Below are 15,801 nucleotides of genomic sequence, written 5' to 3' on the forward strand. Positions count from 1 at the left end.
CTTTCTTATGGATACGCCCGCCATTTTGGTAACCGTCGGCGGCCTGGCCCTCGCCGGGTTTGTGCTGTGGTACTTCTTTTTCTCGGCCCGCCAGACGGCCAGCGCCGTGTCTTCCTCGGGTGGCGTGCAGGAGGTGGCCATCACCGTGAAGGGCGGCTACTCGCCCGACGTGATTGAGGTGGAGCGCGGCAAGCCCGTGCAGCTGAGCTTCTACCGCGACGAGGAAAACAGCTGCTCGGAGGAGCTGCTGATGCCCGATTTCAGCATCCGCCGCGACCTGCCGGCCTTCAAAACCACGCTGGTGGAGCTGCTGCCCCAGCAGGCGGGCAAGTTTGAGTTTACCTGCGGCATGGGCATGCTGCGGGGTAGCCTGGTCGTGAAATAATGCCGCATCCTATGCACGCCGACGTTAGCATTGCCCACGTCCTGCCCCCACCCGGCTCGCACCGCCTGCTGATTAAAAACATGGTGTGCCCGCAATGCATCCGGGTGGTGCGGGAAGAAATGGCCGCGCTGGGCCTGCAGGTGCACCGCGTGGCGCTGGGCGAGGCCGACGTGTCCACGCCCGACGGGACGGCTCCCGACTGGGCGGCCATTCGGGCCAGCCTGCAGGAGGCCGGCTTCGAGCTGCTGGAAGACCCCCGCGACCAGCTCGTGGACCGCATTAAAACCCTGCTGGTGGCCCTGATTCACTACCCGCCACCCGGCCCGCGTCTGCTCAACTACTCGGATTATCTGGTCGAGCACCTGGGCAAGGACTACCACTATCTTTCCCATTTGTTCTCCGCTTCCGAAGGCCTCACGATTGAGAAGTTCATCATTCGCCAGAAGGTGGAGCGCGCCAAGGAGCTGATTGGCTACGGGGAGTTGTCCATTGCCGAAGTGGCCCAGCAGCTGGGCTACAGCAGCCCGGCCCACCTCTCGCGGCAGTTTCGGCAGGTGACCGGCCTTACGCCCACCGAGTTTCAGCGGCTGGGGCCGGCCAGCCACGCCCGCCGCAGCCTCGACTCGCTGATTTAGTGGCGAGTAAGTGGGTAGGTGCAGGATTAGCAGGAGAAAAGCGGCGGCGTAATTAACGCCGGCCTGTTTTTTTCTGTTCATCAAACCAGGAGCCATTCACTTAGCTTTCCGGCTCCTGCACTGCTTATGACCCGAGGATTACTTGTCGATTTCACCTACCTCTTTTCCGAGCCCGCCCTGCCCATTGAGCAGTACCTCGCGGGCATCAGCCGGCTCCGGCGCTTGCAATGCGTGTCGCACCTGCTGGGCTACCTCAGCCAGGTGCCGGCCCCCAAGCGAAACCATATCACGGACATGCAGCAGTTCTTTGGCACTCACAGCCAGCTGTTTGCCAACGAGGTGTATTGCCGGGCGAAGGTGCTCCAAAACCGGGGGCATGGCCGGCTGAGCTTTCTGCACCCCAAAACGGTGCTGCAGCTCTACTATTATTGCTTCGAGCTGCCGGATGAGCCCGACACCAAGTCGTCGGCCGAATTGGAGAAGAGCTTGTTTAAAGCGTGTCTGGTGCTGAACGGCCCGTACATCGCGGAGCAGGAGCAAGCGTCGGCCGCGGCGAAGGTGCTGCTCCCGACCCAGCCACTGGCGGCCATGACGTTGGCGCTGACGTTCTCCGACTTTGAGCTGGTGAACCTGCGCCTGCTCAATATCGCCGTCCTGCAGCTCATTAAGTCCGTCCGGCTATTCGAGTTTTTGGAGGCGGAGGCGCGTTTTGCCCCGTTGCTGCAAGCCTTTCTGCAACGCTTCGGCTGCCAGGACTGGCCCGAGTATTTCCGGAAGCTCAGCGGCGTCACGAAGCCCGTCATGCAGGCGGAAAATCCGGGGCGCATCTCCGTGGAGATACCCGATAGTCAGCCGGACTATGAAGCTGACCGGGCCTTCCTGCAGCGCTTTGCGCTGCGCGAAGGCCAGAAGCTGGATAAGGCCGATTTCACCAGTCTGCGGGCTACCCCGCTGGTAGAGGAAACGCCGGGCACTTTTGTGCTGCCCTACCCGGTGCTGGTGGTGGAAGCCATGCACAAGGGGCTGTATTTTCAGTTTAATCTGGCCAACCAGTCCCTGCCGAAAAGCCAGCGGGAGCCCGACTGGCGCTCGGTGTACTGCGACCTGTTCTCGGAGCAGTACCTCATGTATATGCTGCTCGATGCCACCTTTCGGGGCCGGGGATTGGCCTTGAGCGGCCGGGCTATCCTCGACGGCTGGCAGCTGAAAGGGCAATCCGAGCCCGACTACTATTTCCGCCACGCCAACCGGGCCGTGCTGTTCGAGTCGAAAGATGTGTGGGTAAACAAGGTTGCCAAGGCCGGCCACGACTTCGCCACCTACCTGGACGAGGTAAAGAAGAAGTTCTACGAAGACGAAGACCAGCATCCCAAAGCCGCGAGGCAGCTGGCCAACAACGTGGACCGGCTGCTCCGCCACAAGCTGCCTTTCGATACCGATTTTGACCCGGCCGAGCTGATAATCTACCCGGTGCTGGTGGTGCACGACCGGCTTTATAACCAACCCGGCCTGAACGTGGTCGTCAACGACTGGTTTCAGGAAGAGCTGGCCAAGCTGGCACAGGAAGGGCTGCTGGTGCACAACGTGCGCCCGCTGATTATCATCGACGTGGATACGCTTCTGGCCTACCACGAGGATTTCCGCGACGGGCGGCTGGTATTCGAAGACGTGCTGGAAGAGTACGTGGCCTATCTGCGGGCCCCAACTTGGGCTGGTATCAGCGACGCCGAGGACGAGCAGCGGCAGATGCAAAGCGTGCATCCCTTTGCCCTGTTTCTGGAGAACTACGCGGAGAAGCGCGATATGCTGGGCATTCCCAAGGACATGCTGTACCAGATTTTGCCCATCATCAACCGCGGCGCGGCCGACGAGCCGGAACAGTGAACGACCCCGGAAATTATGCAAGGAAATGGCGGGGATTTGTAAAATCCAACGGGCGGGTCCTGGTGTTATGGGGGTTCATCAAAGCTTCATAAAGACTATGCCCCGTCTCCGTTTACCCTTGCTCCTGCTGGCCCTGTTGGGGCTTTTCGCGGCTTCCTGCTCCAAAAGCCACGACATGGACCCCACCCACGACAGCGTGTACATGACCATCATGATGGACATGATGACGAAGATGGACGCGCAGGCCAAAACCCAGGACCCCGACCACGACTACGCGGCCCAAATGGTCTTGCACCACGAAGCGGCCATCAAAATGGCGCAGGAGGAGCTGAAAAGCGGCACCAACCAGGAGATGAAAACGACGGCCCAGACCATCATTACCAAGCAGCAGGCCGAAATCACGCAGTTCAACGCCTTCCTCAGCGGCCACCAGCCCCGCTCGCCGCTGGTGCCGCAATTCACCCAACTGCAGAAGACCAACATGGACAAGATGATGGCCAGCAGCGACAAGCGCACCATCACGGGCCGGCCGGATTATGATTTCGCGCAATTGATGGTCGACCACCACCAGGCCGCCATCGACAACTCGGAGGCGTTGCTGGTGCACGGCCGCGAGAATACCACCCGCGCCCTGGCCCAGGCCATTATTGCCGACCAGCGGCAGGAAATCCTGGCGCTGCAGGACTGGCTCACGCGCAACAAGTAGCGTTTCGCTCAACAGCTCGCACGAAAAGGCAGCCCCGCCAGGGCTGCCTTTTCTGTTGTGTAAGCGCCGCTGGTCAGCGGTTAAAAATTATGCAAGCGGGAGCTTGGTTGGTGCAAATCCTGTGTGAAAGCCGCTCGTTTGTAGAAGCTATCAACCCATAACCCGGATTTGCAGGGGGCCAGGAGCTGGTTCGGCTACTCCCCTGTCAAGGGTATTGCTCCTGCCTATGAACATGCATCATACTCCCTGGGCCCCGGAATGGCTGTTATGGGTCTGGTTCGGCCTCACGCTCTTATCTGTCGCCTACGTGGCCTGGGACCTGTTTACCCGCACCCCGGAAATGAAAGTCATGAAGTGGGGCTGGGTGCTGGTCACCCTTTACACCGGGCCGGTGGGGCTGCTGGTGTACTGGTTTTCGTGCCGCGAGCCGTCGCCCGGCACCCACGAGCAGTTCGTGGCTCCGCTCTGGAAGCAGGCCGTGGGCTCGACGATTCACTGCGCCGCCGGCGACGCCACTGGCATCATTGTGGCCGCCGCCATCACCGGCTACTTCGGCCTGAGCATGGGCACCGACATCTGGATTGAATACGCGGCAGGCTTCCTGTTCGGGCTATTCATCTTCCAGGCCCTGTTTATGAAGGACATGATGAACATGAGCTACTGGCAGGCCCTGCGCAGCTCGTTTCTGCCGGAGTGGATGTCGATGAATGCCATGATGGCCGGCATGCTGCCCACGATGGTGCTGCTGATGAGCCGCGACATGCGGGCAATGGAAGCCAGCTCGCCCTGGTTCTGGGCATCGATGTCGGCCGCCACGCTGGTGGGCGTAGCCATGGCCTACCCCATCAACTGGTGGCTGGTCAAGCATCAACTCAAGCACGGCATGGGCACCGAGCGGGCCTTGGGCAAAGGCGGGGCTACGGTGGCCGCTGAGCACCAGCACGCGGGCATGGCCATGGCCGGCATGTCACACGCTATGCCCCCAAAGACCGCCAGCGCGCACGCTGGGCACGCCATGCCCGGCATGAATATGGCCGGCGACGGTCAGGTGTCGGCCGGACGCAAAGCCCTGGTCACGGTGCTCACCCTGCTCATGCTGGCGGCGGGCTACTACGTGGCTGCCCGGTATGGCGACCTCTCGATGCGCCCCGGCCAGCCGATGGACATGCCGGAAATGGCCATGCCCGGCATGACACATTAGGCCGTAGCAGCCGACTCAGGCACTGAATTCCGGGCGGCTAGCTTGTGGACCCCGGGGTTCTGCGCATCTTAGTGGTTCCATTGGCCTATCCCATTTTATGTCCGCCGCGCTACCGCCGCTCATCCAGCAATACAAAGCTGATTCCGAGTCTGTTTACAACACCTGGTTCATCAACAACGAGGAACGTCTGAAAGCCTTCCGCTCCATCCGGCGCGGGGTGCAGCAGGTGGTGAAGGACATCAAAGCCGGCAGCTTCGGCAACGACTTTAAAGGGACTTCACTCGAATTTGTGCTCAGCGTCATCAGCGAGCAGAAGCAGGTGTTTCAGGGCGCGGCGCATCCCTTTTATTGGAAGCCCAAGCTGCGCATCCCCGACATCTACGAGCACGAGGACAACAAGCGCGCCTTCGGCCAGTTTCTGGAAAGCTGCCTGGCCGCCACCACCGAGCAGCAGCTGCTGCGCGAAATTGATATTCTCGACCGCCGCAAAATAAAGGGGCTGGGGCCGGCCGTGGCCAGCATCCTGTATTTCCTGCACCCCACGCTGATGCCGCCCTGCAACACGGCCATCGTCAACGGCTTCAATGCCCTGTTCGGGGAGAAAATCAAGCTCGGTTCCTGGTCCGAGTACCTGCGCATGCGCGACCGGCTGCGCGACCTCAACCAGGAGCACCGCCAGCACCTGAGCCTCGACTACGGCGCGCTGAGCGGGCTGCTTTTCGACGTGGGCGTGAAAAAGATGATTGCCGGCGACCAGCAGTTTGCCACCGACGAGGACCGCGACAAGTACCAGCAGCAAGCCCAAAAGCGCCACAAAGAGGTCCAGACCGAAGCCCAGGAGGAAAACCAGCACACCGAGATGCAGCACCACCTGCTGCGCGTGGGCAAGGCCCTGGGCTGCGACGTGACCACGGCCATCAACGACCGCAACCGCCTCTGCGGTGGGCAGAAACTGTCTTTCCTGTGCCTCGACCAGCACCCCGAGCTGCCCGTGCCCGCCGACGTGGCCAGCACCATCCGCCTCATCGACATCGTGTGGTTCGCGCCCGGCACCAACCGCGTGGTGGCGGCCTTCGAGGTGGAGAAAAGCACCAGCATCTACAGCGGCATTCTGCGCCTCACAGATTTGGCCTTCTCCATGCCCGAGCACGAAACGGCGCTGTACCTGGTGGTGCCCGACGCCCGCGAAAAGGAAGTGCAGGCCCAGCTTTCGCGCCCGGCCATCCGGGCCGCCGGCGCGACCATCCGCTACATTCTGTTTTCGGAGCTGCGCAAGCACTGCGAGGCGCTGTGCAAGTTCGGCGATTCGCCGGCGGCCATGCTCAAAATTGCGCGCTCGGTTTCCTGAGTTACCCCCCCGATGATGTTAAACGACCCAGTTTTGGAGGCGATTCTGCTTGGCTACCCGCCTTTGAGCCTTTGTGAGTATTCCAGCTACTTATCCCAACGGGTATACCGCCATCTCTCGGATGTTTTTCGCCATGAGCTGAGTTTCTCGGAGTTGGGGATGACCGACCATTTCATCCTGGATTTGGTAAGGTTCACTCATCGGAGCAGTCCAGCCACTGTTAAGGTGTACAAAACTTCGTGGCCGGTGGAAACCGCGTTTGGCAACGACATTGATTTGTTCATAGGGGACGGGACCGGTCAGTACGATTGGTACGCGCTGCAAGCCAAGGTAATGTCGCACGAAGGGGAGTTCAACGACTTGAAAGTAAAGGTGAAGGGTGAGTTGCATCAGTGGCACAAGCTGCTGCTGCACGAGCGACTGTTCGGTAGTCAGGCGTTTTACTTGCTCTACGTGGGGAAATCGAAGACCAACTTGCCATCGACCCGCCCAACGAAGGAGGATTGCCACGGGGTAGCCCCCATCGGAGACTATGGCCTGAGCCTGGTGAAAGCGCTCGACATCCATAAAACGGTCACTCGCACCACTCCAATGAAGTTCAGCGAAGTGTTTCCTGACCTGGTGGAACCGCTGCGGAGCATCTTCTGCTGCCCTCGCCCCTTGCCGCCGACCGCAAGAAAGTACAGTGCGGCCGAGATATACACGCCCGCTTACCGCCAGGTTTACGCGCGAGAAAAAGGCGATGCAAGTTATCGGGACTACAACAATCTGGACCATTTCCTGCCCGATGGCTTTGCCCCTCTCCGCATTCTGATTGACCTCAATCCGGACGTAGTGAATAGCGAGCGTGACAGCTAGGCCTGCTGACTGCGCTTGCCAGGGCTGGCCTACGAGGCTTGGAACTGCGCCCGCAGGAAGTCGTGTGCGTAAGTCTTGACCTGGTCACGCACGCTGCGAAATTGGTCCATTATTTCTTCTTCAGTACCAGTGGCTTTTGCCGGGTCGGGGAAATTGTGGTGCAGTTTCTTTGCAACAGACGGAAATACGGGGCACACCTCGTTGGCGTGGTCACACACCGTAATGACGTAGTCGAATGGCACGGCGGCGTACTCATCGACGTGGTTGCTGGTGTGGTAGCTGATATCTACATCGTCCTCAGCCATCACGCGCACGGCGCGGGGGTTGAGGCCATGCACTTCGACGCCGGCGCTGTACACGGCGGCCCTGTCGCCGAGTTCTTGCTGGAGGTAGCCGTGTAGTAGCTGGCTGCGGCAGGAGTTGCCGGTGCACAGCACTAGCACGTTTTTCTTGTCTGACATGTGAAGGGGGAAAAGCAGCAAAGGGTTAGACGGCCGCGGCCACCGTTTTGCCGCCGTACCAGCGGCGGCGGAACCAGAAGGCCAGATTCACCAGCGCAATCAGGGCGGGTACCTCAATCAGCGGGCCGATGACCCCAGCGAAGGCCTGGCCCGAGTTGAGCCCGAACACGCCGATGGCCACCGCAATGGCCAGCTCAAAGTTGTTGCCGGTAGCGGTGAAGGCAATGGAAGCATTTTCGGCGTAGTCAGCCCCCAGGTACTTGCCAGCGGCAAAACTGAGTACGAACATGATGCCGAAGTACAGGGCCAGCGGTAGCGCAATGCGCAGCACGTCGAGCGGCACCTGCACAATGGTTTCGCCCTTGAGACTGAACATGACTACAATGGTGAGCAGCAGCGCCACCAGCGTAATGGGGCTGATAGCCGGGATATACACGTTCTCGTACCACGCATCGCCTTTCAGCCGGCGCAGGACGGTGCGCGAGAGAAACCCAGCCGCAAACGGGATGCCCAGGTAAATGAGTACACTCTGGGCAATGTCCCAGATGCCGATGTTCACCACGTAGCCTTTTAGCCCAAAGTAGGGCGGCAGCACGGTGATGAACAGCCAGGCCAGCACCGAGTAAAACAGCACCTGAAAGATTGAGTTGAGCGCTACGAGGCCGGCGGCGTACTCGCGGCTGCCATCGGCCAAGTCGTTCCAGACCAGCACCATGGCAATGCAGCGGGCAATGCCTATGAGAATCAAGCCCATCATGTACTCCGGCTTGTCGGGCAGCAGCCAGATGGCCAGCAGGAACATGAGCAGCGGCCCCAGAATCCAGTTCAGGAACAGCGAGAGGCCGATGATGCGCGTGTTTTTGAAGACGGTGGGCAGCTGCTCGTACTTCACCTTGGCCAGCGGCGGATACATCATCAGAATCAGCCCGATGGCCAGCGGCACGTTCACCGTGCCTACCGAGAAGTAGTTGATGGCCCCGTTGATGCCGGGCACGAAGTAGCCCAGGCCGACGCCCAGCGCCATGGCCAGGAATATCCAGAGCGTGAGGCCCCGGTCGAGGCCGGAGAGTTTCTTCTCGGCCAGCGCGGCGGGGGCCGGGACGGCAGGCAGGGGTTGATTCAGGGTTGTCATGGAAAGAAGTGATTTATGCGACGCCGACCGTGGTGCTGCGCCGCTCCATCTGCACCGTGTTGCGCCACACGCCGTGGTGCTGGCCGATTCGTTCGCGGTGGCCGATGACGCGAAAGCCCGCCTGCGTGTGCAGGCCAATGCTGGCTGCGTTTTCCTCGAAAGTACCGGCTTGTAGCGTCCAGATGCCCTGGGCCTCCGAGTCCGCAATCAGGGCCTGCAGCAGCTGCCGGCCCACGCCCTGTCCCCGGGCACCGGCGGCGATATAGATGCTGAGTTCGGCCACGCCGCCGTACACGCAGCGGCTCGACACGGGCGAAAGCGCGGCCCAGCCCAGCACCGTGCCAGCGTCATCAACGGCGACCAAGCGGCTGTGGGCCAGGTGCGCCCGGTCCCAGGCCTGCCATTCGGGGGCCTGCGTTTCAAAGGTGGCGTTGCCCGTGGCAATGCCTTGCTCGTAAATGGCGCGCACGGCGGGCCAGTGGTCTTCCGCGAGTGGTTGGATGGTCATCGGGCGAGTAGCTTAATAGGCTTTGCGCAGCATATCGGCGTATTCATTCGGCAGCGGGGAGTCCTCCACCGCCCGCGCCGCTTTCTCCACGTCGTATTCGACGCGAATCAGTTCTGCGCGCACGCTGCCGGGGTCGGTGAGCTTGGTGGTTGAGTCGAGGTGCAGCAGTTGGTAGGCCGCTCGCGGGTCGCCGTCCTTGGGCTTACCCACTGAGCCGATGTTGAGCGCGTGGCGGTAGCGTATTTCGCCTTCCACCTCGTAGGCAAACGTGCGGTGGTAGGGCTTGTGGGTGTGCCCGAACAGCAGGATGTCGGCGTTGGCCTCGGCCAGCACCCGCAGAAAGCTGGCTTCGGGCCGGTCCTCAAACAGGTACTCGTTGATTTTGCGGGGCGAGCCGTGCACCATCAGCAGGTTCAGCGTGCAGGGCTCCTCCTGAAACTCCAGCCGCATGTGCTTGGGCAGCAGGCGCAGGTAGCGACGCTCGTCGTCGCCTACCACGTGGTTGGTGTAGGCGATGCTTAGCGCGCCCAAGTCCTTTTCGGTGTCGGTTTTGTAGGCGCAGCCGCAGTTGCTGCTGGCCAGCCCGATGCCTTGGTCGTAGTTGCCGGCCAGGGTGGGAATGCCGCGGCGGCGCACCTCGTTCACCACTTCGTTGGGCCAGGGCGCGTAGCCCACCAGGTCGCCGAGACAGAAAATCATGTCGGGCCGGCGCTGCTCCATATCGGCCAGTACCGCGTCCAGGGCCGGCAGATTGCCGTGCACGTCGGAGAAAAAGGCAATCGTCATCGAAATCGGGAGAAAGGGATGGGGTGAAAAGTCAAGCGGCACGACCCGGAAGGGCCGCGCCGCTTGTTCATTTTAGCAGCACCCACCGCCCGGCGTGCAGCCCGCTACCAGCAGTTGAGGCAGCGCAAATTGCTGGTCGGAGATGCCGCAGGCATCCTGCGCCAGGCAGGCCGTGTGCTTCTGGGTCAGCACGAAGTCGTTGCCTTCGCGGGTCAGCCCGAACTTGCCAATGGTGGCCTGCTGGTACTCCACCTCGATGTCGAGGTCTTCGCTGCCCAGAACTTTTTTCGACAGGTCCAAGATGTGCAGGAATTTCAGGGGAGCCAGGCGGTGGTCGTAGTCGCCGGCTTCCCAGAGCTGGAAGTTGGCCACCGTTTCGCGGCGCTCTACCCCACCGCAGTCGATAAAGTGCTTGTTTACCAGCCCTACTTCGGTGACGTGGAAGTGCGCGGGTAGGTACTCACCCGTGGGCAGGCGAAAATTGACGGCTTCTACTTCGGCCAGGGCCTGCTTAATTTCGGAAATTTTCATGGCGTTGTGCGTTGAAGGTCAGGGGTGAAAACTCAGGAAATAGGTTCGGGCAACTAGCAGGCGCAAGCATCGTCCGGGCCGCAGACCGCGCCGGTGGTAGCCTCCAGAAAAAAGGCTGTGAACTGCTGGTGCACCTGGTGCAGCAGTTCGGTATTGAGGCAGTAGCAGACGGTGAGTCCGTCGATTTCGCCGCGTATCAAATCCAGCGCTTTCAGCTCCTGCAGGTGCTGCGACACCGTAGTGCGCGACAGGGGCAGTTCGGCAGCGATGTCGCCCGAGATGCAGGTTTTCTGCGCGGCCAGAAACTGGATGATGGCCACGCGGGCCGGGTGGGCCAGCGCTTTGGCCACGCGGGCCAGCTGCTGCTGCTCTTCGGTGAAAGCGGCGGTTTTTGCGTAAGTCATTGGGAAGAAGATGTGAGCCCGCTGGGGGCGGTGGGCGAATCCGCTGTGGCGGCCAGCAGCTGGGTGAGCAAAGTTTCGGCCCGGTGGTAGGCGCGCTCCTCAGCAGCCTTCAGCCGTTCCTCGCCCCCGCCGCCCGGCAGGCCATTGTAACCCTGCAGTTGCCACCGCAGGCCTTCCAGGACGAGGCACTCGGTGCGCAGCACCCGTTCGAGGATGGTATGCAGCAAAGGCTGAGGCTGGAGGGCAGTGTCGGCGCTAGAAGACATACAGGGAGGATGCAAAGCCGGGATTCATGTCGCAAATATACGACATAGTATGACGTAAGTTTGCGACATAGGACGAAGTTTTTTGCATTTGTTTAAAAAGCACTGATTTAAAGCATATTAAATTGGCGAGCCCTGCGGGCCAGGTTATGTAGGGGTCCGCTGCGCTGCCGTGCTGCGCACCGCTCCCGCTGGTCGCGCCCTTCCTATCCTTCTCGCAAAGCCCTGCCGCGCCGGCCCAGCCCAGGCAGCGGCGCTTACTCGGAGCGGGGGCGGCTCTCCGCTGCTCCCGCTGGTCGCGACGGAAGGCCGGCCCCGCCCCAGTGCGCTTTGCAGCCCCGGCCGGGCCTCCCTCCTTTCTATATCGCAGCTGGCCGAACCGGCTAAGGCCGGTACCGCCAGCGAAGTGTTTGAGCCGGCATGACGCCGTCAGCTAGTGAGCGGAACAAGAGGGAGGAACTGGCTGGCTGGGCTGGATTGATAAAGCGCTTTTTATTTGATTTTTGTTGTCTTTTTAGCAACAAAAACGCTGATTTTGACGTTTAATAGGGAAAGCAAGAGGTTGTTTAGCTTCACCTTAGCCCCCTTAAACGTCATGCTAAATCCCGAATTCTTTCCCACCCCGGCCGCCGTCATTCAGCGCATGCTCGACCCGTTGTTCAACCCCGCTCCCACCGGCGACGAAACTACGGGCAGCGACCGATACCGGCGCTATAACCCGGCCGCGGCAGCCCTGCGCAAGCTCACCATTTTGGAGCCCAGCGCCGGCAGCGGGGCCATCGTGGACGAGCTGACGGCCTGGCTGGACCGGGAGGACTACCACAGCCGCAGCGGCAAGCAAAACGTGTATTGCTGCGAAGCTGACCCCGAACTGCGCGCCGTGCTACACGACAAGGGCTACAAAGTCATTGCCAACGACTTTCTGAACTACCGGGGCGACCATTTTTTCGACCTCATTGTAATGAATCCGCCCTTCTCCAACGGCGACCGGCATTTGCTCAAGGCCTGGGACGTGGTAGCCGACGGCGGCGACGTGGTGTGCCTGCTCAACACCGAAACGCTGGCCAACCCCTACACCGAAACCCGGCAGCTGCTGGCCCGCCTCATCGAGGACCATGGCACGAGCGAAGCGCTGGGAGCCGTTTTTGCCGAGGCCGAGCGCCCCACCAATGTAGGGGTAAGCTTGGTGCGGCTGCACAAGCCCGCCAAGGCCGACCGCCTTACGTTCGAGTTCACCAGCCGAGGCCGCCGGGGGCCGGAGTTGGATGAAAATCTGTTTGCCAATGCCGTGGCCACCCGCGACGTAATCGGTAATATGGCGGCTGAGTACGAGGGCCTGAAAGCCCAGTATGCGGCCTACCTGCAAGCCCGCGAGGGCATGAAGTTCTACGCCAAAAGCCTGCTGCGCAGCGAATACCAGGACGTGCTGAAACTGGCCGAGGCCAGCCTGGAGCGCGGTAGCCTGCGCACGAGCTACAACAACTTCGCCGACGAGATGAACCAGCAAATCTGGGGGCTGGTGCTCGATAAGGTGAACATTCAGAAGCTGATGACGGCCGACGTGCGCCGCAACTTCGCGGCCTTCAGCAAGGCCCAGGGCTACCAGGAGTTCACCCACGAGGCCGTGGCCGAGCTGGTGGCGCTGGTACTCGACAACCGCGAAACCATTATGGAGCAGGCCGTGGAGTCGGTGTTCGACACCTTCACCAAGTACCACAAGGAAAATCGCCTGCACGTAGAGGGCTGGGTTACCAACTCGCAGTGGAAGGTAAACCGCAAAGTAATTCTGCCCTACGCGGTGGAGGAAAGCTATTCCGGCAAGGGCTTCCGCGTGAACTGGAGCCGCCGCGACGACTACGCCGACATCGACCGGGTGATGTGCTACCTGACGGGCGAGAATTACGATACCTGCTTGGGCATCGACACGGCGCTGGACCGCTACGGCAACCAGAACGCCAACCCAAACGGGGTATGGACGGTGTACAGTCGGTTCTTTGAAATCCGAGCATTTAAGAAGGGCACCGTGCACCTGATTTTCCGAGATGAATTCCTGTGGCAGGAGTTCAACCTGCGCGCCTGCGCCGGCAAGCAGTGGCTGCCCGGCCCCGAAATGGCCGCCTACCGCGCCCGACAGGCCAAAGCGGCTACCACCAAGACGCACCCCCTGGTGCCCGAGGCGGAGCAGTTGGCCGCGCCCGGTACCCAAATGCAGCTGCAACTTGCGGCCTGAGCACCGTTGCCAGCGGGCGGTAGCCCGCCCGCTGGCACGCGATGGAGGTAGTAGCGCATTACCCTGCTGCTTCTATTCCCGTGACGCCGGGAAGCGTTATACTGCTTGCATGAAAACCTCATCTTCTGTCACGGTTCCGCCCAGTGCTACCCCGCCGGCGGGCCAGCAGTTCAGCCACCTGCTGCGCCACGGCCGCTTCTCCTTCACCGAGCGCGAGTTACAGGAACACCTGCAAATGACCTATCGCACCATTAAGCAGCGCGAAGCCGACCCCTCCGGCCTGACCGTGGCCGAGGCGCTCCGGGTAGCCGAGCTGCTGGCCGTGCCCGTGCAGACGGTGCTGGATGCGGCCCTGGCCGATGCACAGGCGGCCAGGTCGAAGCAGTAGCCCGGTTTGGCACATTTTTGCCTAACTTTCGTTTGCCGTAGTAGACCACTCAGGCAAAACAGCATGGATACCCTCGTAAAATTCGGCCCCAAGGAAGCAACCCGCGAGCAGCGCCAGGCGCTGTCGGACCGGGCAGCCGCACTGAACGCAACCCAGGACCGCAAGCTGAGCCCCTTTGCCGAGCAGCTGAGCCAGCGCTACATCAACGGCGAGCTGAGTCTGGCCGAGGTTAACGCGCAGCTTGACGCGCATTACCAAGCCCAGACTCAGAAGCCGATACCCACGCGGGGAGCCGATGGCATCCTGGCGGTGGCACCCCGGCCGGCTCCCGCCGTGACCAAGGCCCGCTCTTTATCGCACTAGCCCTTCGCTTCAATTCTATTCGCTAACGCCCTGCCGGTTGGTGGGGCGTTTTGCTTGCTTACCCAGTTCCCGCGCAGGTTTCCTCTATGACTGACGGTTTTACCGACTCCCACACCGGTGTCCTGATTAATAAGCTCAACATTGCCGATGAGGACAAGCTGGCCGAGGTCGAAGGCAACCGCTTCCACTTCCGCCTGCTGGAGGTACTGGCCGGCCACGTGGAAGTGACGCCTCACAATGCCCAGGGCCTGCAGGCATTGCACCGCCACCTTTTTCAGGATGTGTACCCGTGGGCCGGCGAAACGCGCGCCTGGGGCGAGTTTCAGGCTACCAAGTCAACATCGGCCGATAAGGACGGTCCCGGCCTGTACACCATGTACTTTGGCAGCTACCAGCAACTGCCCGCGCACCTGGATGCCATCGGGCAACAGCTGGCCGCTGAGCGCTTTCTGAAGGGGCTGGATAAAGACCAGTTCGTGGCCCGGGCGGCCTACTATTTCGACCAGTACAACTACGCCCACGCCTTTCGGGAGGGCAATGGCCGGACCTTGGGCGCGGCTTTTCAAGTGCTGGCGGAGAATGCCGGCTACGACGTGAACCTCGTTGCGCAGTCGCACCCCAAGCAATACAACCAGGCCCGGGACTATGCTATTCTACGGCCCACCGGGAACCCGGAAACCGATTTGCAGCCGCTCCGCGCCTTTTTTGGCCAGATTACCACGCCGCTCCCGGAATTGGTGCTAGCCCCGGCCGCGCCCGTGGCCGTGCCCGAGTTTCTGCGCCGGGTGGACGCCATGCGCGAGGTGCAGCAGAGTCAGGAGCCCATCTGGCGGGCACTGCTGGGAGGGCGTCACACGGGGGTAGCCCGGCAGATTATGCAGGGCACCCGCGGCGTGGTGCACCCCGATGCGCAGCAGCCCGCACGGCTGGCCATCCTGAAAACCGGAGCCGAACTGCTTCAGGAAATGCCCGCCAAGATGGAAGATGCCCGCCTGCGCCAGCGCGTGGCGCGGCTGCTGCGGGCACTCCCCCTGGTTACGGTGGTGTTGCTGGTAGTCGGGCCGCCGCTGCAGGCCGCGCCATCCGCCGGCCCGGAACCACCGAAAATACCCGTAGCCAGTAAAGACGAGCCGCTGCAAAAAGCACCGGAGTTAAAGCGTCGAGGCCCAAAGCTGTGAGTTCGAAATAGAGCTGATTTGTTGCCTCCCAGGACGCCGGTGCGAGCTTTTATTCGTATCTTGTATTGGTGGAAAAAGCACTCTATTTCTCCGAAAACGAGCAAATCAAGCAGCAGCGTCGCGAGGTGGTAAAGTTTGCAGTTGGCGTGTCAATGAGTCAAAATCGACCGCCCTCGACGCTTCTGGTGGAGTTGCAGAACCAATACATTGCCGGGCAGATTGACCTGGCGCAATTGTCGGCCGCGCTCGACGCCGAGTACCAGCCAGCTCCCGGCTTTGACCCTTTCGCTAGGTATGCGCCCGGAGCAGGCCCGCAAGTAGAGCCGGCCCATCAGTACGACCCATATCTGCACTTTGATGAATCGAGCGTAGGCCCTCGCCTGCCGTAGCTTTACTGAGTCCGGCTGATTTAGCGCAACTATAGGGCCTGAAAAGGTGTTTAAATAGAATAGGGACTGCTATTGGCTTTCTCCCTCTGGTTCCCAATCCAGCTTTCGGGAATATGCTTCCCTGTCACACGAAAGGCTAATAGCCCGGGCT

Annotated in this window: 19 protein-coding genes; 12 read left to right on the forward strand and 7 right to left on the reverse strand. The window is 61.2% G+C overall.

The features are described from left to right. Positions 1-7: 7 nt before the first annotated feature. The 7 genes from Q5H89_RS20575 to Q5H89_RS20605 all read left to right on the forward strand — a co-directional run bounded on the left by Q5H89_RS20575 (position 8) and on the right by Q5H89_RS20605 (position 7,017). Positions 8-385 (forward strand): cupredoxin domain-containing protein, encoded by a 378-nt coding sequence (locus tag Q5H89_RS20575; protein WP_305021225.1) that lies wholly within the window; start codon positions 8-10, stop codon positions 383-385. 11 nt (positions 386-396) lie between these two features. Continuing rightward, a complete protein-coding gene (locus tag Q5H89_RS20580; protein WP_305021226.1) occupies positions 397-1,020 on the forward strand; it encodes a helix-turn-helix domain-containing protein in 624 nt (207 codons plus the stop codon). 126 nt (positions 1,021-1,146) lie between these two features. Continuing rightward, the gene (locus tag Q5H89_RS20585; protein WP_305021227.1) at positions 1,147-2,904 is read left to right on the forward strand and encodes a hypothetical protein; all 1,758 of its coding nucleotides are present in this window, start codon (positions 1,147-1,149) and stop codon (positions 2,902-2,904) included. Positions 2,905-3,001: 97 nt separating this feature from the next. After that, on the forward strand, positions 3,002-3,610 hold the full coding sequence (locus Q5H89_RS20590) for a DUF305 domain-containing protein (RefSeq protein WP_305021228.1): 609 nt from the start codon (positions 3,002-3,004) through the stop codon (positions 3,608-3,610). A 226-nt stretch (positions 3,611-3,836) separates the two neighbouring features. After that, on the forward strand, positions 3,837-4,811 hold the full coding sequence (locus Q5H89_RS20595; protein ID WP_305021229.1) for a DUF4396 domain-containing protein: 975 nt from the start codon (positions 3,837-3,839) through the stop codon (positions 4,809-4,811). Positions 4,812-4,908: 97 nt separating this feature from the next. Beyond that, positions 4,909-6,159: a hypothetical protein gene (locus Q5H89_RS20600; RefSeq protein WP_305021230.1), complete on the forward strand. Its 1,251-nt coding sequence runs from the start codon at positions 4,909-4,911 to the stop codon at positions 6,157-6,159. Between the two features lie 15 nt (positions 6,160-6,174). Beyond that, positions 6,175-7,017 carry a DUF6615 family protein gene (locus Q5H89_RS20605; RefSeq protein ID WP_305021231.1) on the forward strand — a complete coding sequence of 281 codons (843 nt, stop codon included), beginning with the start codon at positions 6,175-6,177 and terminating at the stop codon, positions 7,015-7,017. A 29-nt stretch (positions 7,018-7,046) separates the two neighbouring features. Here the strand turns inward: Q5H89_RS20605 and Q5H89_RS20610 are convergent, their stop codons facing one another. From Q5H89_RS20610 to Q5H89_RS20640, 7 genes are all read right to left on the reverse strand, one after another. Continuing rightward, complete coding sequence (locus Q5H89_RS20610) at positions 7,047-7,478, reverse strand: arsenate reductase ArsC (RefSeq protein WP_305021232.1); 432 nt, start codon at positions 7,476-7,478, stop codon at positions 7,047-7,049. A gap of 25 nt (positions 7,479-7,503) precedes the next feature. Then, positions 7,504-8,610 (reverse strand): ACR3 family arsenite efflux transporter, encoded by a 1,107-nt coding sequence (gene arsB, locus Q5H89_RS20615; protein ID WP_305021233.1) that lies wholly within the window; start codon positions 8,608-8,610, stop codon positions 7,504-7,506. A 13-nt stretch (positions 8,611-8,623) separates the two neighbouring features. Then, positions 8,624-9,118 (reverse strand): GNAT family N-acetyltransferase, encoded by a 495-nt coding sequence (locus Q5H89_RS20620; RefSeq protein WP_305021234.1) that lies wholly within the window; start codon positions 9,116-9,118, stop codon positions 8,624-8,626. Positions 9,119-9,130: 12 nt separating this feature from the next. Then, positions 9,131-9,904 (reverse strand): metallophosphoesterase family protein, encoded by a 774-nt coding sequence (locus Q5H89_RS20625; RefSeq protein WP_305021235.1) that lies wholly within the window; start codon positions 9,902-9,904, stop codon positions 9,131-9,133. A gap of 72 nt (positions 9,905-9,976) precedes the next feature. Beyond that, the gene (locus Q5H89_RS20630) at positions 9,977-10,435 is read right to left on the reverse strand and encodes a DUF6428 family protein (protein WP_305021236.1); all 459 of its coding nucleotides are present in this window, start codon (positions 10,433-10,435) and stop codon (positions 9,977-9,979) included. Between the two features lie 53 nt (positions 10,436-10,488). Continuing rightward, entirely contained in the window at positions 10,489-10,839 is a 351-nt protein-coding gene (locus tag Q5H89_RS20635; protein WP_125423274.1) for an ArsR/SmtB family transcription factor, read from the reverse strand. After that, positions 10,836-11,105 carry a hypothetical protein gene (locus Q5H89_RS20640; protein ID WP_305021237.1) on the reverse strand — a complete coding sequence of 90 codons (270 nt, stop codon included), beginning with the start codon at positions 11,103-11,105 and terminating at the stop codon, positions 10,836-10,838. The genes Q5H89_RS20635 and Q5H89_RS20640 overlap by 4 nt, the downstream gene beginning before the upstream one ends. Positions 11,106-11,697: 592 nt before the next feature. Here Q5H89_RS20640 and Q5H89_RS20645 point away from each other — a divergent pair. The 5 genes from Q5H89_RS20645 (at position 11,698) to Q5H89_RS20665 (ending at position 15,650) form a co-directional block, all read left to right on the forward strand. Next, entirely contained in the window at positions 11,698-13,332 is a 1,635-nt protein-coding gene (locus Q5H89_RS20645; RefSeq protein WP_305021238.1) for a class I SAM-dependent methyltransferase, read from the forward strand. A gap of 109 nt (positions 13,333-13,441) precedes the next feature. After that, positions 13,442-13,720, forward strand: coding sequence for a hypothetical protein (locus Q5H89_RS20650; RefSeq protein WP_305021239.1), 279 nt, complete (start codon positions 13,442-13,444; stop codon positions 13,718-13,720). Between the two features lie 63 nt (positions 13,721-13,783). Then, positions 13,784-14,083, forward strand: a complete 300-nt coding sequence (locus Q5H89_RS20655) for an antitoxin VbhA family protein (protein WP_196294766.1) — start codon at positions 13,784-13,786, stop codon at positions 14,081-14,083. Between the two features lie 86 nt (positions 14,084-14,169). Continuing rightward, entirely contained in the window at positions 14,170-15,261 is a 1,092-nt protein-coding gene (locus tag Q5H89_RS20660) for a Fic/DOC family protein (protein WP_305021240.1), read from the forward strand. A gap of 68 nt (positions 15,262-15,329) precedes the next feature. Further along, positions 15,330-15,650 (forward strand): antitoxin VbhA family protein, encoded by a 321-nt coding sequence (locus Q5H89_RS20665; protein WP_196294764.1) that lies wholly within the window; start codon positions 15,330-15,332, stop codon positions 15,648-15,650. Positions 15,651-15,801: the final 151 nt, after the last annotated feature.

It is taken from the genome of Hymenobacter cheonanensis (genome assembly GCF_030581075.1).
Lineage (GTDB): Bacteria > Bacteroidota > Bacteroidia > Cytophagales > Hymenobacteraceae > Hymenobacter.